This window comes from Bacillus velezensis (assembly GCF_001461825.1).
Classification (GTDB): domain Bacteria; phylum Bacillota; class Bacilli; order Bacillales; family Bacillaceae; genus Bacillus; species Bacillus velezensis.
The window spans coordinates 475,951-499,331 of sequence record NZ_LLZC01000012.1 but is presented as its reverse complement, the minus strand read 5'-3'; the positions used below and the strand labels follow the sequence as shown (position 1 = coordinate 499,331).

Here is a 23,381-nt window from a genome sequence, read left to right as displayed (position 1 = left end):
CTAAAAGGAGGAAGCGCGACATGAGACAGCAGGAGGTTCACGAATTTTTACTGCGCTTTTTTGAAGCGAACCACTGTCCGATTACAGAACACGGGCCGGGTTTTATGACGGTTCAGTTGACGGTCGAGATGGACAAACAAATTATGAACCGCCCGTTTTATTGGCATTGGCGTGAAAAAACGGGCGGCGAACCGAACCCGATGAAGATCACGTTCATCACTGATAAAGAAACGGCTCCGGAGGATATGGACGGCGAATTTATTTACTTTGGAGCCCCGCGCCTCTTTCAAATCTTTCAAGCAGTTAAACAAAATGGGAGATTTACAAGAATATATGAGAAAATTGTATCAGCCGGAGCCAGAGTGCCGCTTCAGCCCTGGCTGGGATTAAATGTAGTGATTTCATACCAATCCGACATGAAAAAAGACAGACTTTTGTCTTTAGGCCTGCATCTTGTTTCTGGAACAATTATAGAAGGGTTTCAGCAGAAGCTTGCACCGCTTCCGCTGACCTCGCAAATATCAGACTATTGCTTTACCATATCGCCGATGATTAAGCCGGAAAGCGGGATTAAAAGGATGGAGCATTACTTAAAAGACGCTGCCGCCAAAGAGCCGTCAGACTGGGCTGACAGCGCGATCGCCAGATGGAAAAAGGACCTCAGGCTGCTCGATCAGTTTTATGAGCAGACAGAGGAAAAACCTGAGGAATACCATTTGGAAAAACAAGCGCTGAAAGCCTTATATCAGCCGAAAATTCACATTCAGATTGAAAACGGCGGTTTATTTTTCCTGCAAAGTAATTTTTCTGGATAAGCGTTATCCATTCGACACCTTTCCCGTTTTTTCTGGAAATTCTATATTATAATAAAAGTATATAGAAAAAATTTCTGGCGTTTCGCATGCGATGAATCACTTCCAGACATGTAAAGATAAGGTCATGGCCGGATTGGCTGAAATACATAAACAAGTATTTTAGGAGGAGAAAATGCATGAAAAATGCAAAAACAGAATTTTCACAATTAGATAAGGAATGGGTTGAGCTGATATTAGAAGCCCAAAAAGCAAATATCAGCCTAGAAGAAATACGCAAATACCTGCTTTCGAATAAAAAGTCTTCTCAACATATCCAGGCAGCCAGAAGTCATACCGTAAATCCTTTCTGAATGTGCTATAATATCACAAGGAAGGTGATGACATTGATTGGCCAGCGTATTAAACAATACCGAAAAGAAAAAGGCTACTCACTATCAGAACTAGCTGAAAAAGCTGGGGTAGCGAAGTCTTATTTAAGCTCAATAGAACGAAATTTACAGACGAACCCCTCCATTCAATTTCTCGAAAAAGTCTCCGCTGTTCTGGACGTCTCGGTTCATACTTTACTTGATGAAAAACATGAAACCGAATACGATGGTCAATTAGATAGTGAATGGGAGAAATTAGTTCGCGATGCAATGACATCCGGGGTATCAAAAAAACAATTTCGTGAATTTTTAGATTATCAAAAATGGAGAAAAGCGCAAAAAGAGGAGTAGTGCCGCCATATGTGCACAACTCCTCTTTTAACTGTCCGACTTTCGGATTAGTTTTTATCCTCACTGTGAGCCTTTTCATTTTCCTTGACGTAACCGTCTTTATCCGTATGATCTTTCGTAATGGTCAAGCCGTTCCACTGCGTTGCTTCAAAAGAGAATTGAAGAGAAATCGCATTGCCTTGGAACTTGTTTTGCACACTTAATCCGTCCGCAGTTTTTGCGGTGTCATTTTTAAATTGGATTTCCATTCTCACCTGGTCATAATCAGCAGGCGTTTTCGGAACTCCGTCGTACTCAGGAGCTGTTTTGCCGTTAATGGTTGCTACATTGACTTTTCCGCTCTCACTCAGGAATTTCGGATCAATGTGCTTGCTGATCGCTTCGGCAGCTGCTTTATCCTGTTTTGTTGACATTAAGTATAAGTCTTTCAGGCTGGCCGCCTTCAAAATGATATTTTTAGGATAGCCGTTGCCCCCTTCTTTACCGACTGTCAGAACCGTAATTTCAAACTGGCTGAGGAAATCCTCCGCAGATTCATTTCCTTTCTTTGCTCCTTTAAAGTCAGTAAAATTCAAAGCCATCAGCACTTCTTTAATGGCAAGTGAACCGTTGTTTCTGAATTCGAAATCTTTCGTCAATTTATCGCCTGGTTTTAAGTTTGACAAATTGACATTGGCTGATTGTTCTTTAGCCGATAAATCAAGTGTTCCTGACGCAAATGTAGCGTCCGTCGACTTCACATCATTAAATGCGGCCCATGTGCCTCCTCCTACTAATGCTAAACCGAGTGCGGCTGAGGCAACGCCCAAGCTTAATTTCTTTTTCATACCCATGTTTGTACTCTCCCCTTACTTTTTATTTTTGTTATCAAATCCTGTCGCCAGGTTGCAACCGTATTCATGTGGAGATGGTTCCCTTTTTCGCATGTTCTTCCAGCGCTTTCGTTTTCCGCTCAATATCGCGGAGGGCGCTGACAATGACTGTTATTGAGTAAATCAAAAGCATGACGCCGGGAACGATTAACAGAATCGCCGTTCCGATCGGCTGGCTGGCCAAATGTATGACATATCCGGCATACGGAAGCTGATATCCCGTATACTGGGCCGCCACTTTTTCAGCTTGAACGGGTGCGGCATCCGGGGCGGCATTATGGTCCCCTTTTGTCTCAAACAGCAGGTTCCCGTCCTTTTTTGTGATCCCGATTATTCTGTGTGTGACGGCTGTTCCGTCATCTTGCGTAAAGGTGATCACATCCCCTTTTTTTAAGTCATTCACGTCAGAAATTTTCTTTACCGCTATGAGCGAACCCGTCTTAAATTCCGGGTCCATTGAACCCGACAGCACGGATTTCAGCGTATAGCCGAAAATGGCCGGCTCACCCCCGGAAGCCCGGGTCGAAATCACCGTTAACGTCAGCACAATAATCAAGCTGAAGATGACGGCATACAAAATATTACTGATCAGTTTCAGCGTTTTTTTCATGTTCTTCCCCGCTTTCTTTTACCGGCTCAGCCGGCTCTTTCTCCGTTTTCTTTAGATCGGAAACGGTCGCCTGTTCCCGGCATTTGACGAGTTTCATCGGTTTTGACCACTCAAATTTTTCTTCGTCGGCCGGGTACCCTTCAGGCTTGTAAACCTTGAATGCGTATATGCCCGGCTGCAAAGACCGCTTTGGCTCAATTTTATAAATCGTTTTGCTTTTTTTATCAGTAATAAGCCCTTTATCCACAACATTGCCGTTTCGTAAAGGCTGCTGCTGAGAAGCGATTTTATGGAGCTCCCATTTCCAGTCAGAAACAGTCCGCTCTTTTCCCTTATTCTCCAGCTCGGCATAGAGCTGAAGCGGCGCACACACGGTGCCTGACGTATCAGTTTGATTTGTTATATGTAAATCACTTTGATCCCAGCGTTCGTCATAACGGCAATCGTCATCCGTATATTGAAAATCTCCGCAAGTTTGAACCGGGAGACTGAAGCTTTTCACATCATTGAAGGAGGAACTTGTATCACCTGTGAACTGAGCACATATCATCACGGACAGGCAAAAAATGAACGAAAGCCGTAAAAATAGCATCATCCGCCATCTCACCTTGCCTTTTTTTTCCATTCGCAACAATCGGAACATGCCTTACCCCCTGTAAAACTGTTAATAAATATGACAACCGTTCTCTTTAAAGAACTGTATGAACAAAGTATAATCAAGGATTATCGTCTTGAAAAATGTCAAATTCGGTCAAATTGTTCGTTTTTGAGAATGGTATCTTTCAAAAACATCGTTTTGCTTCAAATTACACACCTTTTTGGAATTTTTTCTAATAAAACGTGAGAAAATAACGAGGTGCCTAGCACAAAATGGAAAGTATATACAGCGAAAGGACGAAGAATGATGATCAAACAAAGTCTGATTTGCCTTTCTCTTCTTGTTTTCGGGGTTTCAGGAACAGCTCAGGCGGAAACGGTGCCTTATTATGCTGTTCACCATAAATCAAAATGGGAAAAGTTAGCAGAAAAAGAAGCTAAAAAAAGATATCCGCTCGCCCAAACGTTATTTATTCAAAAGGTATGGGATCGGAAAAGAACGGACGAAGCAGTCAAGCAATACCACTTGACATTGCGGGATGGCGCAAAAGAATTTGGTGTGTTTGTTACGATTTCTTTTAATCCCTACAGCCAAAAAGTAAATAAAATTGCCGTCATTGAGGAATACCAATAAGGCCCTCCTGTATCAGGAGGACCTTTCGTGTGATTCAACTTTATTTTTTCCGCTGCATCCACAGCTTAAAACTGTACGGCAATATTCCGAACCAGTGCTGAGAAGCCGGCACTTTCTTTTCTTTCCGCACTTCTTTTCGCTCTCTCCGTTCCTGTTTCGGCGTATCGAAATATTTAACGAATTGCTCAGTCATATATTTTACATAATCATTTGTTTTCACGGCTCTCACCTCATAGTGCTGTCTTTATTATGAAGTGTTGTCCCGCCGCCTCTTTTTTATACTTCCGTCCATTGAATCAGCTGTTTCTTCTTCTGATCGAACAAAAGGGTAGCCTCCCGTCTCGTGCCTGTCGTGGTTTCCGCCTGAATTGTAACCTGAACCGTTTCCCGGCGATCACTCCCGGTGATGTGAAAAGAAACGGTGCCGTACGGAAAACGCTGTGTACCAGCCTGGGCCTTTTGTCCCTGTGTCATATGGCGGCTTGACAGCAGCGCGCCGTTTTGGAGCAGGTTCTCTCCGATCCAGTACTCCCCGGCCTCTTTTGCAAATGTTTTTCGGGTGATGAAATCAGATGAAGTATAGCTGATGACAAGTAAAACTGCGGCAGAAACAAACAGAACCGCGGGATATATAAAACCGTCAGATTTGTACATTTAATCACCTTTAAAAGAGCTGTAAACCGGAATGACCGCCTGATTCTTTTTACCTGTAACGCTTGAGATCTCTAATAAGAGCAGGCCATTTTTCACATCAGCCGTTAATGATGCCGCGTTTTGCAGGATCGGCACGTGGCCTTTTCCGTTTACTCTTTTCCTTATCATCTTATGATAAATTTCAAAACGCACTTCTTCGCCTCCTGTTTTCCGGCATGCTAACGCCCGTCCGCCGTCCGCCGGCTTCACAGTCTCAGCCTGTTTACATTCGTTCATGATCTGCTGAACGGCAATTTGATGCTCCCGGCTGTCTAATCCGCCGTTATCGGTCCGGTTTGATAAGAACAGATGTAAAATCGGGCCCAGGGTGCCTGATAGGAAAAGACAGACTGCCAAGGAGAACAAAACATTAAGAAGCGTAAAGCCAGTCTGTTTTGAGAATGCTGAGGCACATTTCTTTTTCGCCGGGGTCAGCCGCACACACTTTGTAATACTCACCATCCTCCTTCCACTTCACACCGGGAGACGGCGGCTTTTTTCCGGTCATCATATAAGTGCTGATATGTTTCTGAAGAAGCTGGTACGCTTCCTGGCGATCTTCTATTTTCAGGCCATCTGTCAGCATGCCCGTCCAGACCGGAATGATAGACGTCATAAGGAACAGCCAAATGGCCATTGCTGATAGCGTTTCAATAGTAGAGAACCCCTTATTTCCGTTTAGCATGGACATTTCCGCTCCCTAAGTAAACTGTGATCTCATAGGTGAACCCGGCGCTCTTCAATTGAATCTTTCCTCCCGAATTCGGATGGCCTTTTTCGTTAAATTCAAGGCTCTCCGGTAAAGTCACAAGCGTAATGTGAAGCGAATCAAAAGAACGCTCGACAATCCTTCCGCCTGACTGCAGTTTGTATTTATGCTCTTTTGGAAGAAAAGTGATTTTTGTTCTTTTATGTTCTGCGATAGCCGTTTCCTGAGCAAGCTGAATATCTTTTTGGAGCTGTTCTGTTTTTTGCCGCACGGCAAGGTGGGTGCAGACCGGCGGAACCGTCGTGAACAAAACCGTCAGCAGGACGGACGCCAGGCTTAACACAATCAGGCTTTCAAGAAGGGTAAACCCATTTTCTGTCCGCCTGTTATTGTTCAACTGTAACTTCTCCGCCACTAATTAAGATCTGTTTACCATTCGGGCAGGCTGTATTCTTTTTGATATACCCCTCTGATTGTAAATCGTTCATATCCGGCATTTTACCTTCATGGTCGATTTCGTACGCCGTCACTTGGGCTTTCACCATATTCTGCAGTCCTTCACAGCCTTTACGCTGAATGCTTTGATTATGTTTTGTAACGTTAGGAATGGTGATTAAAAGCAGAATGGAAACGATAAATAAAACAATCAGCATTTCAATTAAAGTAAATCCATCTTGATTTTTCAGACGAAGCACTCCCTTACATTTGGTTCATCATCTGGTACATCGGCATCAGCATTGACATGTAGACAATTAAAATCATACCGGCCACAACACCGTAAATGACAGGCTGGAGAATGCCGGTATACTTCGCCGCGTTTTGTTCAAGACGCTCCATCATAAACTGGCTGTACGTATAAAGTTCGCGGTGAAGCCGGCCGTTTGCCTGTCCGTGGCTGACTGCAGCCGCAAGGTCTTTTTCATAGCACGGATGCCCGGAAAGAGCGGATTCTATGGTTTCTCCGGCTTTCAGACGTGTAATGAGCATCTCTGCTTCTTCACGATAAAAAGGCAGAAAAGATTGTTCTTTAAAAGCTGTTAAGCTGTCATAGATAGAAAGGCCGGATTTCAGAAGACTGCTGAGCTGTAAAGAGAAAAAGTAGCTGTTAAAAAGAACGGCCGCTTTTCCTAATAGGGGGATTTTCACAACAATCAGCATTTTATCTTGCGGGGATTTTTTCTTACATAAGAACCAAACGTACAAAAACAAGCAGAAAGCGGCGGACAGCGCCAGTGCGCAGGCTTCATGAAAATGCCGAAAAAACGCAAAGATCAAAGCAGTCGCACCGGATGTATTCATATTCATTGATTGATAAATCCCAGAAAACTGCGGAATGATTAAACTTTGCAGGATATAAAACATGACACAGACGGAAGATATTAAAAACATCGGATACCGGAGCATTTTTTTGATTTGATTCGTCTGCATGAGCTTTCTCTGTAACAAGTCGCCGCTTTGTTTCATCGCCCCCGGCAATTCCCCGTGTTTCTCAGCGAAATAGCAGATAGAGACGGCTTCTTTGTGAAAAGACAGTGCCTCAAGCACTTGGTAAAACGCATCACCTTCCCTCAGCCGGCGGATTCCGTCCGTCAGCTCTGCAAGCTGACGTTTATGCAGCTGGAGTTTCAGCAGTCTTAGCCCTTCAATCAGACTGTATCCTTTTTCCGTCATTTCACCGAGCCTTTTCAAAAAAGCCGCTTGATCCTTCAACGGCCAGGTTCGTTTAATCCGCTTCATGATACACCCACCGATCGTAATTGTCGGTCGTGACATAGCCGAGCGCGATTCCTTTTCTGATCAGCCTGCGGAGCGTCTGATATTGAAAATTGGCGTGCTCTCCCTTTGCTTCCTGAAAGCATTGGGTGAGGTTTTTCCCGTAGAGCAGTTCATAAATGCCCGCACGGCGTGTCTGCCTGTACATCCGGCAGTACACGGAACAGTTTTCCTCTTTGCAGAACGGACATGTTAAATCAACCAGACGCTGAGCGGCAATGGCAATGACGGTTTGTTCAATTTCTGTCATGTTCACGCCAAACTCCAGCAGCCTGTATATGGCGCCCTTAGCATCTCTTGTATGCAGGCTTGAAAGAACGAGGTGTCCCGTCATTGCCGCGCGGACTGCGATTTCAGCCGTCTCGGCATCCCTGATTTCCCCTAAGATGATCATATCGGGATCATGTCTTAAAATCGCTTTTAAACCGGCGGAATATGTGACTCCGGCTTTTTCATTCACCTGAACTTGCAGCACATCCTCATCTCTTGTTTCTACGGGGTCTTCAAGCGTGACAATCCGCCGGTTGAAATGCCGTTTTGCATAGTTGACAAGCGAGTAAAGAGTGGTCGTTTTTCCAGATCCGGTCGGGCCGGTAAACAGAAGCAGGCCGTGCGAATGCTTCAGAAAGGACAATAGTGCGGCGCCTGCCCCCCGAAATAAGGACAGTTTATCCAGAGGGGGAATCTGCTGCTTAGGCAAAAGCCTGATGACAAGACTTTCATCATTCATTGTCGGCAAGGTTGACATTCTCAAATGAACGGTTTCTGTCGGAAGCGGCAGAGACAATGACCCGTTTTGCGGCTTTCGTCTTTCTCCTATATCCATGGCCGATAAAAACTTGAAATGAGAAATAAGCCTTACACATTCCTCTTTTTTTAAGACTCTTTTTTTCACAAGAGCATGGCCGATGCGAAAATGAATGAAAGCATCCCTTTCTCTCGGCACAATGTGTATATCTGAAGCCCTTGCCGTATAGGCCTCGTTTATGATGTTCCTGCTGTATGTTTCAATATTTTTCACAAGACTTCCCTCCTTCCGCACGTATTGTAAATCAGATACACAAAAGCCGGCAAAGGAGAGATTATGCGTTTTACACTGTGTAAAACGCATAAAAATAAAAAACAAGCCCCCTGACATTGATTTACCGAATGAAATCCGGAACCATTCGGCCATTTTCAGCCATCAAAAAAAGCAGGCGAATGCCTGCTCTTCTTAGCGTTTCTTTTCTTTCCGCAAATATTTTTTTTGATGCTCCCTCAAAATGTCCCCTGTCCAGCCTTTGTGCCGCAGATAAATATAAATCAGCAGGGTTGATACAATAATGAGCACGATGGAACAGATATACGCATATTTCCAATGAAGCTCCGGCATGTTATCAAAGTTCATCCCCCAGAGAGCTCCAAGCGCCGTCATCGGTGTAAAGAGTGTTGTAAAGATCGTCAAGGCTTTCACAATTTCATTTCCTCTTTGGGAGGTAATGACTTCCTCGGCGTGCAGCAGATTGCTCAATTCCTGATCAAACTCATTGATATATGTAATTCCTCTTTCCATCTTTTGATGAGCTCTGAGGTAATCTTTCTGCCTGTCATTTTTCGGAAGAAAAGCTTCTTTTAAAGCCATTTCTACTTTTTTAGCCCCCAGTGTAAGACCTTTCCAAATGAACAGCTCATGGCGCAGTTTATGCACATTTTCCAAGATTCCTTTGCTGTTGTCATCATGAATCTGCCATTTCAGCGTCCGCTGCTTGACTTCAAATTCATCCAGTCCGATCAGATAGGAATTCATCAGCTCTCCCAGTAAAACGAAAAAGCCTTCAATCGGATTTTCACAGGTTTGAATCTGCTGTGTGGCATGCTTTTCTTTTACACCGCGCAGCAGCGAAAAATCAAAATTAATTGTAAAAAAGAAGTCTCTCGTAATATAAAAGTGAAATACGGTATGGTTTTTTTCATCATCTAATCCTTGATGATAGATTAAAGAACCGAAAACCGCTTCATTATTCTGATCATTTGTATCTGAGCGCAGAAAGTTTATATGATTTTCATGTTCAAACCACTTTTCGCATTGCGGCCAGTGATTGTGATGGATCATTTTTTTCGCTTCTGTTTTTTCATGCGGACCGAGCTGGTACCACAGCCAGTCCGCACCCGAATGTACCTTCATCTCTTGTCATCCTCCAGTATCGCTTTCTTGTTTTATTACCGTAAATGAAGCAGGCTAAACCAGGTTCGATGTTTGAGCAGCCTTCTACAGTGGTATTATTCCGAAAAAAGGGAGGTGCAAGCCTTCCTTCGCGGAAGGCGTTACATTGTATATCATCAAACTATCTGCCATCGTACTATTTATTTTATTAACGGCGTGTTTTGTCGCCATAGAGTTTTCAATCGTTAAAGCAAGGCGCTCCCGCATTAATCAGCTCATTGAGGAAAATGTAAAAGGAGCAAAAGCAGCCAAGCATGTCATTACACACCTTGATGAATATTTATCGGCCTGCCAATTGGGTATCACCGTCACCGCTTTGGGAATCGGCTGGCTGGGTGAACCGACAGTCAAAGCAATGCTTCAGCCGTTATTTTTAAAGACCGGAGTTCACGAAGCGGTTGCCCAAGTCCTGTCATTGATCATCGCCTTTCTGCTGGTTACATATGTGAATGTCGTCATCGGCGAACTCGCCCCGAAAAGTTTTGCTATCCAAAAAGCCGAGCGGATTACACTTTTGTCTGCCAGACCGATGATTTTGTTTTATAAGTTAATGTTTCCGTTCATCTGGCTGCTCAATCATTCCGCCCGCCTGATTACAGCAATGTTCGGCTTGAAGCCTGCTTCCGAACATGAAATGGCTTATACGGAAGAGGAATTGCGGGTGCTCCTTGCCGAAAGCTATCGAAGCGGCATGATTAAAAAAAGCGAGCTGCATTACGTAAATAACATTTTTACATTTGATAAGCGCACTGCCAAAGAAATTATGGTGCCCCGGAATGAAATGGTGAGCCTGCCGTTAGACAGCGGATCGGGACATATGCTCCGGGACATTATCAAAACAAATAAATATACCCGGTATCCCGTAGTAAAAGGAGATAAAGATCATGTAGTCGGCATCATCAATATAAAAGAAGTTTTATTCAGATTCCTGTCAGAAGGAGCGGCGTTTACAAAACACGAACTCAGCCCTTACATCCAGCCGGCGATCCACGTGATTGAGACGATTCCGATTTATCAATTATTCGTTAAAATGCAGCGGGAACACGCCCATATGGCCATTCTCATTGATGAGTACGGCGGAACCGCGGGATTAGTAACGGCGGAAGATATCATTGAAGAGATCGTCGGCGAAATCCGCGACGAATTTGATACGGACGAAACACCTTCCGTTCAAAAGCTTGGGAAGAACCGCTATCTCCTGAACGCCAAATTGCTGATCAGTGACGTCAATGATGTACTCGGAACAGAGATTACGGCTGATCAAGTCGATACACTCGGGGGCTGGTTTCTTACTCAGCATATTGACGCGAAGCCCGGGAGCACCATTGATTTTGAAGGCTACACATTTACGGTAAAAGAAATCGACAGCCATCATATCATTACGATTGAAGCTGACAAAGCTGAATAGCTGAGGGAGAAATCCCTCCCGGCCATTCAGCTTTTTATCATCTTAATGATTCTTTTACGATAAATCCGTTTTTTGCCAGCGCTTTCGCCAGACTCTGCTCCGTTTTCACCTGAGAAAAATCAATGCCGAGCTTCACGACGGTCTGCGCGATTTCCGGCCTGATGCCTGAGATTGTCGTTTCTATGCCAAGAAGTTTTGTGCTGTCAATCACTTTAAAAATCTGATAAGCGACCATCGTATCCACAATCGGCACACCTGATATATCTAAAAATAAATAAGAAAGCCGGAGTGAAGAACATTGATCAAGCACCGATTCCAAAATCATTTTTGCCCGGTAGGTGTCAATTTCGCCGACGAGCGGCAAAATTCCAATACCGTCGGCAATCGGCATAATCGGCGCGCTTAGTTCGTTAATCATTTCTTTTTGGGCGTTTAATTGTGTAACCGTCACTTTATAATATTCCTCTGTAAATACTTCAATCATATGGTCAATTGCTTTGTTCAGCTTCTCTCCCCAATGGAATACCGCATTCGCCCCAGGCTTCTCAGACATTTTTTCACAGCATGTCTGTATGCGGTTCCAGACCAATCTCCGGAATTCTTTAAAGCTCGTGACGCTTTCATAGACCGGTACTTCATGGACGGCCCGGTCCCTTGCGAACTGAAGCGCCCATTTTGTCAGCTCCTCTTCCCCGCCGTCTTTTTCCGATAGAATGCCGGCAACGATTTCAATTAACAGACGGTGCTGCATTTCCGCTTTCTGATCGTCTGAAGGCCGCCCCGATTTTGGTATGAGCAGCCACTGGCGTGTGATTTCACCTGATTCTTCAATTAAGGTTCGAGATAATGTTTCGTTCAAATGTTTCACGGGTCTCCTCCATTCAAATTCCTTTGTATGTATAAATCGGCGCCGGACGCACATACTGTAATTACATCCGATGGGCTATAGCCAAGCGGTAAGGCAATGGACTTTGACTCCGTGATCGTTGGTTCGAATCCAGCTAGCCCAGTCCCGCAACCGCAAAAAACGAAGATTAGCTGATAAATTTTGATCAGCGGATCTTCGTTTTTCTCTTATGATACAGATTGATGTACCGTTTTTTTCTTCGTCAGCTTCATCAGTTCTCCCGGATTGTATCCGATAACGAGCTTATTGCGATCGATCAGAATCGGACGCCGCAGCAGTTTCGGCTTCTCAGTCAAAAGCTTCAGCACTTCATTTACAGTCATTTCTTCAATGTTCAGGTTGAGGTTTTTAAATGTTTGGCTTCTCGTCGCCAATATTTCATCAATTCCTTCGGTCGTTAATGATAAGATCTGCTTCAATTCATCAATTGTCGGTGTCTCCCTGAATAGATGGCGCTCTTGAAAGTCAACATTGTGGGCTTTTAACCAATGTTTCGTTTTTCGGCATGATGTGCAGCTCGGGTATGAATAAAAAATAAGTTCTTTCATTTTTAAAAATTCCTCCCTCGGATAATCCGTCTCTTTGTTAACATAAGTACCCTGAACTTTTTTTCATTAAACATATTTCAAAAAAATTTTTCGGATCTTTTTCAGAGAGCGGCATAAGATATAAAACACAGGGAAAGACATAAATTCCACAATAAATATAATCATGAAAATGTTTACATTTCGAGTGCCGATCTATTATAATAAACTTCAGATAGACTCTCGGGAGGGGATAAGGAATGAATCGCATGTTCCGGGTGTTAGGATTTTGGACGGGGATATTTGCAGTCATGTTTTTTTTAGGGGGCATGAAAGACGCTTCTCTTTTGTTTTTTGGACAGACGATCTTTTTCGTATTTCTTTCTTATTTGAATTTGACTGAGCGGATGTATATTTATATTTTCGGAGCTTACTTAACCGTATTTTTCGCCGGATTTACATATTACTCTATTTTTATTATGACACCGGGCGGCGGAACCCACTGACAGAAAAAGACAGACCGATTAGGTCTGTCTTTTTTCATTTACAGTGAAAAACCATTAATAAACGGGTTTCGCTCCTGCTCTGTCTGGATATCCGTTTCCGGCCCGTGCCCGCTTAATACAAGTGTATGTCCGGGAAGCGTGAGCAGTTTTTGATGAATGGAATCAAGCAATACGTTCTGACTTCCGCCGTGTAAATCAGTGCGGCCGATGCCTCCCTGAAAGAGCACATCACCTGAAATCACCAGATCCGCGTCCTTCACATAATAAGAAACGCTTCCCGGTGAATGTCCCGGCGTAAACAATGTCTCCAAATGGAAAGGCCCGATGTCCAAAATGCCGTCGCCTTCGATCAGCCGTTCAGCGGGCCGTGCCGTTACGGCGATGCCCCGCAATATGCCTGATCCGTTTAAAGAAGAGTCCTCCAGCCACTTTTCTTCATTTTTGTGAAGATATACGGGAACGTCCCATCTGTCTCTTACTTCGTCAAGCGCGCCGATATGGTCAAAATGAGCGTGCGTCAGTAAGATGGCCAGCGGCTTCAGATTGTTTTCTTTTATGTAATTGTTGATTTTGTCCGCTTCCCCGCCCGGATCAAAAATAAGACAGGACTGATCCTCACTGACGAGAAAATACGCGTTTGCCTGAATCGGACCGGCCGGCATTCGTCTCCATTTCACTTTCATCACCTCTTTATGTATATGCCCTTATTATGAAGGTTTTCTGCGGAAGATTCAATGAATGCGGCCGGGAAAACGCTATCGACAAACAAAATGAAAACGGTTAAAATGAAATGGAAAGATTTTCAGGTTCCAATGACAAAGGAGGAGCATCATGTTACTTGTTGTAATCTTCGGCCTTGTCGCATTATTAGCTGTATTAGGAGTCCTGCGGGCTGTCAGACAGAGAAATATCCTGGGATTTTTGTTAGCCGCCGCCACGCTGGGCGTGTTTGGCTGGTTTACCGTAATGACCGTTGTAACCAGCGGCTATCCGACTGCACATTAAAAGCCTGTATCCAATGGATACAGGCTTATTTTTTATTGCTGCAAATGTTTGCTGACACTTTTGATTTTGCTCTCCAGCGTCGTTTCTTTATCACGTCTGTCATCAATGCGGATATTTGTCGCCACTCTGTGCAGCCCTTTTTGGAACGGGGCTTCGTGAATGTCCTGAATGACTGCGAATAAGTCGCTCAGCTCACCTTCAATCAACGTGTTCATCGGCGTGAGCTGAAATTTGATTTTGCCGGCAGCTTTGTAACCCTCCAAAATGTTTTGCACATCCGCTACATACTCACTGACGCTCGGTGTTTTTGTTCCGATCGGAATGATTGTCACATCTGCAATTGCCATTTGGTTCAAACTCCTTTTTCATTTGTTATGATTGGTTCTGTCATGCCTGTTTTCAGTGAAATCAGACGGTCATACGTAAAGCCGTATAAAGCGTATTCCCCGTTCGGAGAGATCTGAATCGGCTCCATTTCCGTGTTTTTGAGCACCGTCCGCTCCCGTTCGTCTCCTAAGTCAAAGCTGATCAGATTGTAAGAGCGGCCTTCAGGCTTAAATATGTAAAACCGCTTGTGTGTCTGATCGTAATCATATTCCATTGGCGCAAAGCTCTTATACTTTTCTTGGAGAGGAAATCGGTGTGTCACGGATGCCGGCTTTTGGAAAAGGAACTCGCCGTCTCCGTCCGATTGATCCGTTTGTCTGACGGCAATCGTCATGCCCGGGCGGGAATCGGCCCAGATGACGTGATGAAGCACTCTTTTTTCTTTTTTTGTCTGCAAGTCATAAGAATATAAAGGACCCTCTTCCTCCGTTTTTCCTTGCTTGATATATTGGAATTCATCAGTGGAGGTCCAATGGACAAAAGGGGCCTGAACGGGACTCTTTTTTAAAATGCCGTTGTTCATATCGGCAGTATAGGCTGTGAAGTCCCATGTTTCAGTAAAAACGGTAATCATCATTTGATACGGGTCATACGGATTCCAAGCCGTCTCCAGCTCATAAGAGTTAAAGGCTTTGTGATAAAGTCTTTTCCCCTGCTTGTTCATAAGCACAAGCTCAGTCTGACCGCTGCTTGTCACCTGTACAAGAATCAGCTGTTTTTTCCGGCTGATCTTTACATTGACAATATGGCCCTTTGTTTCATAGAGCCGTTCGGATTTTCCGCTGAAAAGATCATATTTCATCAGCTGATGATGTGCTGTATACAGAATTGTTCTGTTATCCAGCCATCCTTCCGTTTTCTCCGCTTCCTTTTTACTGAGCGGAACGATTTTCTGTTCTGCCGATTTTGCCGAAACGCCTGTGTCTTGCTGCTGATGAGATGGTTCACAGGCCGCTAAACACAGAACGAATGCGGACAGCAGAACACAAACCAAGTATCTCACCAGCCTTCCCTCCATTCTTTTCTATTGTCCCATATTTGTTTATGTAAACAAATGAGAAATTTCACAGATGTCTCAAAAAACAAGCGATCTCCACAAAATACCTTCCGTCGCTTGATAAATATCAGCAAACTGATAAAAAGGCAAAGGGTTTTTTCCCTTCCCGAGCTCAATGGTATAGCCCTCTTTTCCATACTGCTGTATAAACCAATCCCTAAAACCGGCATGGCTGTCAATGGTTTTAACGCCTTGATAGCGGTTTCCGCTTATCGCTTCAAACTCCCGAATCATCCGGGATGATTGCTCCGGTTCACCTCCTTCGTATCCCCAATAAATCTCTTCTCCCTGCGTATGAAGCGCGATCAGCCTGTCAGGCGGCTGCTCCGTTATCAGCCGGTGCATCGCCTGCGCCTCCGGTTCAGTGAGCGGCGCCGTCCCCGGAAAATCACGGTATGAAGGGGCTTTCGGTTTGCGCCTCTGTTCAATATCCCAATTAGATGGGAAATGTTTATTTAAATCCACACCGTTTATATTCGCCTTCCATTCGCGGAAATCCGGGCGGTGCTCATTTAATTGATGAAGAAATTCATTTTTTTCTGATAAATCTTCACATCCGTAAAGTACGAGATCAACACCGTCGGGATTTACGAGCGGAACGAATGACAATGATGTCCGGCTGAATATATCAAGCACAGAGTGCCCGAAAACAGTTTTATTTTCGCATAATGCCGCGCAATATTCTTTACACCATTTAAGCGCGACCGAGGTGGTGATCCATTCATTGGCATGAAATGAGGCGTTTACATGGACTTTTCTTTCAGCCGTATCCGCACCTATTTTCAGCTCATATAGCGGCTTTCCCAATACGGAACTGCCGATTTTACGGCACGTGACAAACGGAAAGACATCCGTTATTTTCTCAATTTCTTCATAAACCGATTGGGAGCCGTACACCTTTTCTTCCTTCACCCATTGATCATCGGAAAGAATCCTTTCACAGTGCCGGATGTATCGCGAAAGCCCGCTCAGCGTCTCAAGCGGCGGACTCTCTGACTGCCCGCACACGGCAAAGCCGGGACAAAATAATTCATCGCTTTCCGCCGTTTTATCAGCGGCTTTCAACAGTTTTACATCAATTGAAAGCACCTTTGCGATATCTTTCATATGCTGTTTCAATTCAGGTTTGACACGAATTCCCGCCATGTTCATCCCCCTTTTTTAAAAACTATATGACAGGGGAGATAAAAAAAGAAAGCCGCCCGCGATATGGGCAGGCAGACTTTCTTCAGCAGTTTTGATGTTTGAGCCATTCATTTTTGGCAATCCACGCCCCGCCGATGACTCCGGCGTCATTTCCAAGTGCCGCGATCGAAATATCGGCCGCTTCCGCAGAACGCGGGAACGCGGTGATTTTGAAGGTCTCTTCCACTTTTGACCGCAGGATTTCACCCGCTTTAGAGACCCCTCCGCCGAGCACGATTTTCGTCGGGTTCATGGCGCTTGCCAGGTTTCCGAGCACGAGGCCTAAATGTTTTGCGACATAATCGACGACTTCAAGCGCTGTCTTATCCTGCTGTTTAGCCGCTTCGAACACGTCACGTGCCGTCAGATCATCCACTTGTAAGAGCGAAGAGTCGGAAACCGCCGCAAGCTTTTCTTTCGCGATGCGGACGATGCCTGTTGCGGACGCAATCGTTTCGATGCAGCCGGATTTTCCGCAGTTGCACGGAGCTCCTCCTTCCGGAATACTGCAAATATGACCGATTTCTCCGCCGGCCCCGTTTTTACCGTGAACGATTTCTCCGTTGACGATGATGCCTCCGCCGACTCCGGTTCCGAGCGTCACTAAAATGACATCTTTGGCCCCGTCACCTGCACCCTTCCACATTTCTCCGAGCGCCGCGATATTGGCATCGTTTTCAATGACGGCCGGAATACCCGTTTCCGCCTCGAGATGGTCTTTCAGCGGATAGTTTTTCCACCCCATATTTGTCGTCTCATAGACCATTCCCGTCGCCATTTCCACGGGTCCGGGCGCTCCCATTCCGATCCATTTTACGATCCGTTTCGGCTTGTTCAGTTCTTCCAGCTTCTGGTCAAGCGCTTTGGCGATCGTGACCGTAATTGTGTTTCCTGATTTATCGGTCGGAACTTCCCATTTATGCTGAATTTCACCGTACATGTTGATAAAGGCCAGCTTGATGGTTGTTCCGCCAAGATCAATCCCCGCAAACCATGTATCTTCCATAATAATCTCCTTTTCTTATTAAAATCCTGCTTTGTTATCTGCCTTTGATCCGCTCCGATTCTCTCTGAAGAACTCCGGCGGCTTTTTGCCATAATTCTCTTTCAATCACGTTTGACAAGTACATTTCCTTTAATTCATCTTTCATAAAGTCAATTTCGGCTTGTCTGTCACCGAAATAAACGATATGTCCGAATGACTTAAACAGCTGCTGCACGTCATAAAATGAATTCATCTTCTTCACCATTTCTATTCTTCTTAGTATAAGCGTATTTCATCACTGATCCGGGCGTCAAGCAAAAAACGATTGGAGAAAATATCCTTGTATTATTTTCATAAATTGTATATTCAAAATTGTAAAAAAACACTCATTTATGCGTTTTTCTGTTACAATACTTTCGTGCCCAAAAGCACAAAAGGATTAAAGTTTGATGGGGTGTTGTTTTGAAACAAGAAAAAAGGCTGACGTTCATCTCAGCCATCAGTTTATTTGTCTTGATGTTAGCAGTCATTATTTCCTGCCTGTTTTTCTTTCATACAGAGCCGCATATGCCGCTATTCTTTTGCGTCATTATTCTGTCTCTGGCAGGTTTGTGGCTCGGTTTCTCGTGGGACAGTCTTGAAAAAGGAATTGTCAGCGGATTGAAAAACGGTGTGCAGCCGATTATCGTGCTGGCTTTGATCGGTGTACTGATCGGCGCCTGGATGTACAGCGGCGCCATTCCCACCGTCACCGTTTACGCTTTGTCAATTATACAGCCGAGTCAGCTGCTTTTGACCGCATTATTTTCCTGCATGATTATCAGCACGCTTGTCGGCTCAAGTCTGACAACTGTCAGTACAATCGGCGTCGCGCTGTTAGGGGTAGCAAGCGCGGCGGGAGTTCCGCTCGAATGGACGGCGGGAGCAGTCATTTGCGGGGCTTGTTTCGGTGATAAAATGTCACCGATGTCCGACACGACGAATTTTGCCGCCGGAATCGGCGAAATTCCGATTTTTAAGCATATTCGCCATATGATGGGCACTACCGTTCCGGCACTGCTGATCACGATTGTTCTTTTTTATATTCTCGGTTCATCGGTTTCAATAAATGCCGCTTCAACGCAAAATATTGAGGCGGTCATTTCCGGAATAAAAGAGGCCGTTCACGTTACGCCTTGGTCGCTTCTTTCACCTCTGTTGGTGATCATTTTAGCTGTGAGACGGGTTTCCGTGATTCCGGTGCTTACCGCCGGTATTATTTCCGCAGGGCTTCTGACTGCTGTTTTTATTCCTGACAGCAGCATTCAAGGATTTATATCCGCCCTGCAAAGCGGGACGGCGTTTAAAACCGGCGACCAGGCTGTGGCCAGCATTATCAACAGGGGCGGGCTCCAATCGATGATGGGATCAGTCTCTCTGATCATGATCGCCTTTGCGCTCGGCGGCCTGATGGAAAAAACGGGCCTGATCGCGGCGCTGCTTCAAGGATTGATAAAAGGCGTGCATACGAAAGGACGTCTTGTCATGGCGACCGTCTTCTCAAGTATAGGCGTAAACCTTGCGACAGGTGAGCAGTATTTGTCGATCTTAATTCCGGGTCAATCTTATAAACCTTTATATGACAAGCTCAGCATTAAGCGGATTCACCTTGCGCGGTCGCTTGAGGACGGCGGAACATTGATCAACCCGCTGATTCCCTGGGGAGTAAGCGGCGCTTTTATGGCAAGCGCATTAGGGGTTTCCGTCATCGACTACCTGCCGTTTACCTTTTTCCTGTACATTTCTCCTATGATCTCAATTCTGCTCGGTTTCCTGAAAAAAAGCTGACAATACGAGAAAACCTGCCGTTTTTTACCGGCAGGTTTTCTTATGCAAAAAATCCCGCTGAAAAACGGGATTTGTTTAAAATGCCTGCTGAATGAATTTGTTTCTGATAAACGGTATTTTTAAAAAGAAATGAATGAATGACCGTCTGATCCCCGGCTGGCTGAGCACGCTGTTCATCAGACGGTAGCGGTTTTGGTAAACGGCTAAAACAGATACGGCGCATAATGAGTAGATCAACAATTTTTTCATCTTATCCCTCCTGCCCCTATCGTTTGTCAAACAGCGAGAATTATTCCGGTGCAAGAAGTTTTTTATGCGATTAAGCGATGGTTTCAGATTCAGTCACGATCATATCGACCGGAATATCGTGGGGCATGCGGGGAATGCGGTCTGTCAGCTGGCAGTCAAAGAGAAGCGACACGGTACGGCCTTTATAACCGGAGAGGTACCGATCATAATATCCTCCGCCGTATCCGATTCTGAAGCCTTCCCGGTCAAAAGCCACGCCGGGCACAATCACAAGGTCAATGTCTTTTTGGGCGGCTTTTTCCGTCAGGCTCTCGATCGGTTCACTGAGGCCCGCATATACGGTTTCCAGCTGATCATACGCAGAAAATGTACGGAACTCCATCGCTCCCGTCTGCGGAAAGCATTTTGGGATACAGACTTGTTTTTTCTCTTTCCAGGCCTGTTCAATAATCGGCCGTGTCGGAATTTCCAGGCGTGTCGAGATGGTAACGGCGATCACGCGGGCCTGTTTCCATTCTTTTAAAGAAAACAGCGTTTCACGCATGCTGCGGCATTTTTTCTCCCATTCACTTTCTGTCATGTCAGAAAGCTTTGCTTTTATATCGGTTCTGATTTGTGCTTTCACGTTTCTCAAACCTCCCTGAAAGACAAAAAAGCCAGAACTTTATTGAAAGCTCCAGCTTTTTCCGCTGTTTTAAACAGCTTATTTTGTTTCACGGTGTAACGTAGATTTTTTATCACGTGGGCAATATTTTTTAAATTCAACGCGGTCCGGATTGTTGCGTTTGTTCTTTTTAGAAATATAGTTACGCTCACCACATTCAGTGCAAGCCAAAGTAATATTAACGCGCATTATTTTCCCTCCAAACTAAATATCATTTACTTATTCAGACTTATATATAATACCACTATAATGGACGGAATGCTAGAGTGATTTACATGAAATGTTGTTTAAGTGCAGAAAACATCAGTTTACGCTTCTGATCCTCTGAATGAGCCTGCGTCAGATGAAGGGAAAATATGACGAAACAGGACAAAAAAGGACTTTCTGATACGAAATCTATAGAGAAATAACCGTTTGCTCCCCGAATAAAAAAGATTTCCCGACAAAATTCCGTTTTTTTCTCTATTTCCTTTAGAATGGCGGCGTTTTATGGTATAAAAAAGAAGGGCAAATTAATAATAGAAGGTGATGAAACGTGGAAATTGCTATTATTGCGTTGTTTATCGTCAGTATAGCGCTTATTGCATTCTCATATTCTCAAAGAGATCCGATGAAAGACGTGGAACAGGAGCTTGAAACGCTTCAGCTTTCCGCCATGCAGGAAATTTACAAGTTGAAAAAGAAAATGACGGTGCTTGAAGAAGAATTGCTGGAAACCAACCTCGTGATCCGCAAAGCCAAAAGCAGCGGCATTAACCAAAAAATCGCCAAACAAATCATTTCAAAATATAACAACGGAATGTCTGCGGAAGCCATCGCAAAAGCGGAGCACGTGTCTGTCGAGGACGTCAATACCATTATTAAAGATAATGAGAAGGTGCTCGTATGACAAAACGGGGCATTCAGGCTTTTGCAGCAGGCATGATTTTAGCGACGGCCGTTCTCGCCGCTGTCTTCTATTTGACTGACCATGACCAGGCAGCCGCCGTTAAAACCGAAAAAACAGCATTGACAGAAAAAGAAGTAAACAGCTACCTCGACGATCAGCAAAAAGTCTCCGTCAACCGGGATGACTATCAAAAACTTCTTGATTCTAAAGAAAAAGCGTTAAACAACGACCAAAACACAGACGACAAAAAGAAAAAAGTAACATACAAACTGACGATTAAAAACGGAATGAGCACTGCTGATGTGTCATCCATTCTTGAAAAAGAAGGGATTATTCCTTCAGCGAAGGACTTTAATGATTACGTCATTGACGCAGGCTACCATAAAGAAATCCGCGCCGGCCATTTCAAAGTCGACTCAGATATGAGCTTTAAAAAAATCGTCAAAACATTAACCCGCTAAAAAAGCTTGCAGGCATCGTCCATTCAGATGGATACGGCCGGCAGGCTTTTTTAATAAGCAATATAAAACGGACCCGATCAATGGCCGGGCCCGTTTTTTTCATCCGAATTTTCCGGTGATATAATCATGTGTTTTTTGATGATCCGGCTGAGAAAATATTTTGTCCGTATCCCCCCACTCTACCAGTTCGCCCATATAGAAAAACGCGGTTTGATCAGAGACCCTCGCAGCCTGCTGCATGTTGTGCGTCACAATGACGATTGTATACTTTTCTTTCAATGTCAAAATCAGCTCTTCTATTTTCCGTGTGGATACAGGGTCGAGAGCGGACGTCGGTTCATCCATCAGAAGGACGTCCGGTTTGGTGGCGAGCGCCCTTGCGATGCACAGCCGCTGCTGCTGACCGCCTGACAGTGAAAGCGCCTGCTGGTGAAGGCGATCTTTCACTTCATCCCAGAGCGCAGCTGCCTTTAAAGATTCCTCGGCGATTTCAAGCAGTTTCTTTTTATTTTTTTCGCCGTGAATTCTCGGACCGTACACGACATTCTCAAATATTGACTGCGGAAACGGATTGCCTTTTTGAAACACCATACCGATTTGTTTTCTTAATTCTGCCGCATCCGTCTTTTCTTTCAGCAGATTGCGCCCATTATAGATCATGTCGCCTGTCACTTTGACATTCGGAGCCATTTGCAGCATTAAGTTTAATGTTTTAATAAAAGTGGATTTCCCGCAGCCGGACGGACCGATGATCGCAGTTACCTTCCGCTCCTCAAAACCGATCGTAATGTCTTTTAAAGCCTGATGGGCTCCGTACCATACGTTCATGCCGTAAATATCAAATAAATTCTGTGTGTGCACCGCTTCCTTCACAAGGCTCACAGTCCTTCCCCCTATCCGAACTTTCCGTTAATGTAGTCATCTGTCTTTTGCGCTTTAGGACTCGTAAAAATTTGTTCTGTCTGCCCGTATTCCACCACTTCCCCGTTTAAAAAGAAAGCCGTTCGGTCAGACACCCTCAGCGCCTGCTGCATGTTATGCGTAACGATAATAATCGAATAATCTTTTTTCAGTTCTGTCAAAAGCGTCTCGATTCTGGCGTTTGAAATAGGGTCCAGAGCTGAAGCCGGTTCATCTAAAAGAAGTACGGCAGGTTTCATCGCAAGCGTACGGGCGATGCAAAGGCGCTGCTGCTGGCCGCCTGATAACGAAAGAGCCGATGAATGAAGCCGGTCTTTGACTTCATCCCAAAGAGCAGCCTTCGTTAAGCTTTCCTCGACCGCATCATCCAAAACGGCTTTCCTGCGTTCACCCGCATACTTCAGCGCATGTGTGATGTTATTGTAAATGGATTTCGGGAACGGATTCGGTTTTTGAAACACCATACCGATCTCCCGTCTGAGAGACACGACATTAATCGCTTCTCCCAAAATATTCAGCCCTTCATAAAGGATCTCCCCCTCGCTTCTTGCCGAAGGAATGGCATCGTTCATTCTGTTAATCTGTCTCAAAAATGTTGATTTCCCGCAGCCGGACGGACCGATCAGAGCCGTCACCGCATGTTTTTCAATATCCATGTTTACATCTTTAACCGCTTGTTTGTCACCGTAATAAATTGATAAATGCTTCACTTCCAAAATTGAAGACTCCGGCGAACGCTTTGTCTGTTCCGCATGTTCCCTGATGATGTGATCAATCATGT

The 23,381-nt window shown here is 44.7% G+C and carries 35 protein-coding genes and 1 tRNA gene; 11 read left to right on the top strand and 25 right to left on the bottom strand.

All coding sequences use genetic code 11. From position 1 onward, the window contains the following. Positions 1 to 20 precede the first annotated feature (20 nt). The 3 genes from AR442_RS06705 (at position 21) to sinR (ending at position 1,534) form a co-directional block, all read left to right on the top strand. Positions 21 to 815, top strand: a complete 795-nt coding sequence (locus tag AR442_RS06705; RefSeq protein ID WP_014418368.1) for a YqhG family protein — start codon at positions 21 to 23, stop codon at positions 813 to 815. Positions 816 to 991: 176 nt separating this feature from the next. After that, positions 992 to 1,165, top strand: a complete 174-nt coding sequence (gene sinI, locus AR442_RS06700; RefSeq protein WP_014418369.1) for an anti-repressor SinI — start codon at positions 992 to 994, stop codon at positions 1,163 to 1,165. 33 nt (positions 1,166 to 1,198) lie between these two features. Then, positions 1,199 to 1,534, top strand: coding sequence for a transcriptional regulator SinR (gene sinR, locus AR442_RS06695; protein WP_003153104.1), 336 nt, complete (start codon positions 1,199 to 1,201; stop codon positions 1,532 to 1,534). Between the two features lie 47 nt (positions 1,535 to 1,581). On the opposite strand, the gene tasA is transcribed toward sinR, so the two are convergent. From tasA to tapA, 3 genes are all read right to left on the bottom strand, one after another. Continuing rightward, entirely contained in the window at positions 1,582 to 2,367 is a 786-nt protein-coding gene (gene tasA, locus AR442_RS06690; protein WP_007408329.1) for a biofilm matrix protein TasA, read from the bottom strand. A gap of 64 nt (positions 2,368 to 2,431) precedes the next feature. Then, positions 2,432 to 3,016, bottom strand: a complete 585-nt coding sequence (gene sipW, locus AR442_RS06685; protein WP_012117977.1) for a signal peptidase I SipW — start codon at positions 3,014 to 3,016, stop codon at positions 2,432 to 2,434. Beyond that, the gene (tapA, locus tag AR442_RS06680; protein WP_053284922.1) at positions 2,988 to 3,659 is read right to left on the bottom strand and encodes an amyloid fiber anchoring/assembly protein TapA; all 672 of its coding nucleotides are present in this window, start codon (positions 3,657 to 3,659) and stop codon (positions 2,988 to 2,990) included. The genes sipW and tapA overlap by 29 nt, the downstream gene beginning before the upstream one ends. A 258-nt stretch (positions 3,660 to 3,917) precedes the next feature. On the opposite strand from tapA, the gene AR442_RS06675 reads away from it, so the two are divergent. Further along, positions 3,918 to 4,247 carry a DUF3889 domain-containing protein gene (locus tag AR442_RS06675; RefSeq protein WP_012117979.1) on the top strand — a complete coding sequence of 110 codons (330 nt, stop codon included), beginning with the start codon at positions 3,918 to 3,920 and terminating at the stop codon, positions 4,245 to 4,247. Positions 4,248 to 4,287: 40 nt separating this feature from the next. Here the strand turns inward: AR442_RS06675 and AR442_RS06670 are convergent, their stop codons facing one another. From AR442_RS06670 to AR442_RS06630, 9 genes are all read right to left on the bottom strand, one after another. Then, the gene (locus tag AR442_RS06670; protein WP_003153093.1) at positions 4,288 to 4,467 is read right to left on the bottom strand and encodes a YqzE family protein; all 180 of its coding nucleotides are present in this window, start codon (positions 4,465 to 4,467) and stop codon (positions 4,288 to 4,290) included. A 56-nt stretch (positions 4,468 to 4,523) separates the two neighbouring features. Then, on the bottom strand, positions 4,524 to 4,901 hold the full coding sequence (gene comGG, locus AR442_RS06665; protein WP_053284923.1) for a competence type IV pilus minor pilin ComGG: 378 nt from the start codon (positions 4,899 to 4,901) through the stop codon (positions 4,524 to 4,526). Then, entirely contained in the window at positions 4,902 to 5,297 is a 396-nt protein-coding gene (gene comGF, locus AR442_RS06660; protein WP_025649850.1) for a competence type IV pilus minor pilin ComGF, read from the bottom strand. It lies immediately after the preceding gene. Between the two features lie 13 nt (positions 5,298 to 5,310). Then, positions 5,311 to 5,625, bottom strand: coding sequence for a competence type IV pilus minor pilin ComGE (gene comGE, locus AR442_RS06655; protein WP_017418140.1), 315 nt, complete (start codon positions 5,623 to 5,625; stop codon positions 5,311 to 5,313). After that, complete coding sequence (gene comGD, locus AR442_RS06650; RefSeq protein WP_007612572.1) at positions 5,609 to 6,046, bottom strand: competence type IV pilus minor pilin ComGD; 438 nt, start codon at positions 6,044 to 6,046, stop codon at positions 5,609 to 5,611. Before comGD ends, comGE begins: the two co-directional genes overlap by 17 nt. Beyond that, positions 6,036 to 6,344: a competence type IV pilus major pilin ComGC gene (gene comGC / locus AR442_RS06645; protein ID WP_014418376.1), complete on the bottom strand. Its 309-nt coding sequence runs from the start codon at positions 6,342 to 6,344 to the stop codon at positions 6,036 to 6,038. Before comGC ends, comGD begins: the two co-directional genes overlap by 11 nt. Positions 6,345 to 6,348: 4 nt before the next feature. After that, positions 6,349 to 7,386: a competence type IV pilus assembly protein ComGB gene (gene comGB / locus AR442_RS06640; protein ID WP_053284924.1), complete on the bottom strand. Its 1,038-nt coding sequence runs from the start codon at positions 7,384 to 7,386 to the stop codon at positions 6,349 to 6,351. Then, the gene (gene comGA / locus AR442_RS06635) at positions 7,373 to 8,443 is read right to left on the bottom strand and encodes a competence type IV pilus ATPase ComGA (protein WP_014418378.1); all 1,071 of its coding nucleotides are present in this window, start codon (positions 8,441 to 8,443) and stop codon (positions 7,373 to 7,375) included. Before comGA ends, comGB begins: the two co-directional genes overlap by 14 nt. 192 nt (positions 8,444 to 8,635) lie before the next feature. Beyond that, positions 8,636 to 9,586: a magnesium transporter CorA family protein gene (locus AR442_RS06630; RefSeq protein WP_014418379.1), complete on the bottom strand. Its 951-nt coding sequence runs from the start codon at positions 9,584 to 9,586 to the stop codon at positions 8,636 to 8,638. A gap of 145 nt (positions 9,587 to 9,731) precedes the next feature. Here AR442_RS06630 and AR442_RS06625 point away from each other — a divergent pair, with 145 nt between their 5' ends. Continuing rightward, complete coding sequence (locus AR442_RS06625; RefSeq protein WP_029973873.1) at positions 9,732 to 11,033, top strand: hemolysin family protein; 1,302 nt, start codon at positions 9,732 to 9,734, stop codon at positions 11,031 to 11,033. 37 nt (positions 11,034 to 11,070) lie between these two features. On the opposite strand, the gene AR442_RS06620 is transcribed toward AR442_RS06625, so the two are convergent. Next, the gene (locus AR442_RS06620; protein ID WP_025649847.1) at positions 11,071 to 11,901 is read right to left on the bottom strand and encodes an STAS domain-containing protein; all 831 of its coding nucleotides are present in this window, start codon (positions 11,899 to 11,901) and stop codon (positions 11,071 to 11,073) included. Between the two features lie 71 nt (positions 11,902 to 11,972). Here AR442_RS06620 and AR442_RS06615 point away from each other — a divergent pair. Further along, positions 11,973 to 12,043 (top strand) — tRNA-Gln (locus AR442_RS06615). A 64-nt stretch (positions 12,044 to 12,107) separates the two neighbouring features. On the opposite strand, the gene AR442_RS06610 is transcribed toward AR442_RS06615, so the two are convergent. Next, on the bottom strand, positions 12,108 to 12,488 hold the full coding sequence (locus AR442_RS06610; protein WP_003153079.1) for a Spx/MgsR family RNA polymerase-binding regulatory protein: 381 nt from the start codon (positions 12,486 to 12,488) through the stop codon (positions 12,108 to 12,110). A gap of 236 nt (positions 12,489 to 12,724) precedes the next feature. Here AR442_RS06610 and AR442_RS06605 point away from each other — a divergent pair, with 236 nt between their 5' ends. Continuing rightward, positions 12,725 to 12,970: a DUF2626 domain-containing protein gene (locus AR442_RS06605; RefSeq protein WP_003153078.1), complete on the top strand. Its 246-nt coding sequence runs from the start codon at positions 12,725 to 12,727 to the stop codon at positions 12,968 to 12,970. Positions 12,971 to 13,008: 38 nt separating this feature from the next. Here the strand turns inward: AR442_RS06605 and AR442_RS06600 are convergent, their stop codons facing one another. After that, positions 13,009 to 13,647, bottom strand: coding sequence for an MBL fold metallo-hydrolase (locus AR442_RS06600; RefSeq protein WP_017418145.1), 639 nt, complete (start codon positions 13,645 to 13,647; stop codon positions 13,009 to 13,011). A gap of 154 nt (positions 13,648 to 13,801) precedes the next feature. Here AR442_RS06600 and AR442_RS19870 point away from each other — a divergent pair, with 154 nt between their 5' ends. Then, positions 13,802 to 13,975 (top strand): DUF2759 domain-containing protein, encoded by a 174-nt coding sequence (locus AR442_RS19870; protein ID WP_003153076.1) that lies wholly within the window; start codon positions 13,802 to 13,804, stop codon positions 13,973 to 13,975. Positions 13,976 to 14,007: 32 nt separating this feature from the next. On the opposite strand, the gene AR442_RS06595 is transcribed toward AR442_RS19870, so the two are convergent. The 5 genes from AR442_RS06595 to AR442_RS06575 form a co-directional block, all read right to left on the bottom strand. Continuing rightward, a complete protein-coding gene (locus AR442_RS06595) occupies positions 14,008 to 14,322 on the bottom strand; it encodes an MTH1187 family thiamine-binding protein (RefSeq protein ID WP_003153073.1) in 315 nt (104 codons plus the stop codon). A 5-nt stretch (positions 14,323 to 14,327) separates the two neighbouring features. Then, on the bottom strand, positions 14,328 to 15,365 hold the full coding sequence (locus tag AR442_RS06590) for a YqgU-like beta propeller domain-containing protein (protein ID WP_017418146.1): 1,038 nt from the start codon (positions 15,363 to 15,365) through the stop codon (positions 14,328 to 14,330). A gap of 72 nt (positions 15,366 to 15,437) precedes the next feature. Further along, complete coding sequence (locus AR442_RS06585) at positions 15,438 to 16,565, bottom strand: M14 family metallopeptidase (protein WP_053284925.1); 1,128 nt, start codon at positions 16,563 to 16,565, stop codon at positions 15,438 to 15,440. 82 nt (positions 16,566 to 16,647) lie between these two features. Next, on the bottom strand, positions 16,648 to 17,610 hold the full coding sequence (glcK, locus tag AR442_RS06580) for a glucose kinase GlcK (protein WP_014418385.1): 963 nt from the start codon (positions 17,608 to 17,610) through the stop codon (positions 16,648 to 16,650). A 34-nt stretch (positions 17,611 to 17,644) separates the two neighbouring features. Further along, a complete protein-coding gene (locus AR442_RS06575; protein ID WP_007408313.1) occupies positions 17,645 to 17,854 on the bottom strand; it encodes a YqgQ family protein in 210 nt (69 codons plus the stop codon). A 197-nt stretch (positions 17,855 to 18,051) separates the two neighbouring features. Between AR442_RS06575 and nhaC the strand changes: the two genes are divergently transcribed. Further along, complete coding sequence (nhaC, locus tag AR442_RS06570) at positions 18,052 to 19,416, top strand: Na+/H+ antiporter NhaC (protein ID WP_021494320.1); 1,365 nt, start codon at positions 18,052 to 18,054, stop codon at positions 19,414 to 19,416. A 75-nt stretch (positions 19,417 to 19,491) separates the two neighbouring features. On the opposite strand, the gene AR442_RS20280 is transcribed toward nhaC, so the two are convergent. The 3 genes from AR442_RS20280 to rpmG all read right to left on the bottom strand — a co-directional run bounded on the left by AR442_RS20280 (position 19,492) and on the right by rpmG (position 20,518). Next, a complete protein-coding gene (locus AR442_RS20280) occupies positions 19,492 to 19,665 on the bottom strand; it encodes a hypothetical protein (protein ID WP_007408311.1) in 174 nt (57 codons plus the stop codon). Between the two features lie 70 nt (positions 19,666 to 19,735). Then, positions 19,736 to 20,290 carry a 5-formyltetrahydrofolate cyclo-ligase gene (locus tag AR442_RS06565; protein WP_017418150.1) on the bottom strand — a complete coding sequence of 185 codons (555 nt, stop codon included), beginning with the start codon at positions 20,288 to 20,290 and terminating at the stop codon, positions 19,736 to 19,738. A gap of 78 nt (positions 20,291 to 20,368) precedes the next feature. Beyond that, positions 20,369 to 20,518, bottom strand: coding sequence for a 50S ribosomal protein L33 (rpmG, locus tag AR442_RS19865; RefSeq protein ID WP_003153056.1), 150 nt, complete (start codon positions 20,516 to 20,518; stop codon positions 20,369 to 20,371). Positions 20,519 to 20,864: 346 nt separating this feature from the next. Here rpmG and AR442_RS06560 point away from each other — a divergent pair, with 346 nt between their 5' ends. Both AR442_RS06560 and AR442_RS06555 read left to right on the top strand, forming a co-directional pair. Further along, positions 20,865 to 21,218: a hypothetical protein gene (locus AR442_RS06560; protein ID WP_003153047.1), complete on the top strand. Its 354-nt coding sequence runs from the start codon at positions 20,865 to 20,867 to the stop codon at positions 21,216 to 21,218. Then, entirely contained in the window at positions 21,215 to 21,679 is a 465-nt protein-coding gene (locus AR442_RS06555; protein WP_014418388.1) for an endolytic transglycosylase MltG, read from the top strand. Before AR442_RS06560 ends, AR442_RS06555 begins: the two co-directional genes overlap by 4 nt. A gap of 99 nt (positions 21,680 to 21,778) precedes the next feature. Here AR442_RS06555 and pstB (AR442_RS06550) read toward each other — a convergent pair whose 3' ends face one another. Together pstB (AR442_RS06550) and pstB (AR442_RS06545) are read right to left on the bottom strand one after the other, a co-directional pair. After that, positions 21,779 to 22,561: a phosphate ABC transporter ATP-binding protein PstB gene (pstB, locus tag AR442_RS06550; protein ID WP_053284926.1), complete on the bottom strand. Its 783-nt coding sequence runs from the start codon at positions 22,559 to 22,561 to the stop codon at positions 21,779 to 21,781. An 11-nt stretch (positions 22,562 to 22,572) separates the two neighbouring features. Then, a complete protein-coding gene (gene pstB / locus AR442_RS06545; protein WP_014418390.1) occupies positions 22,573 to 23,379 on the bottom strand; it encodes a phosphate ABC transporter ATP-binding protein PstB in 807 nt (268 codons plus the stop codon). Between the last annotated feature and the right edge of the window lie 2 nt (positions 23,380 to 23,381).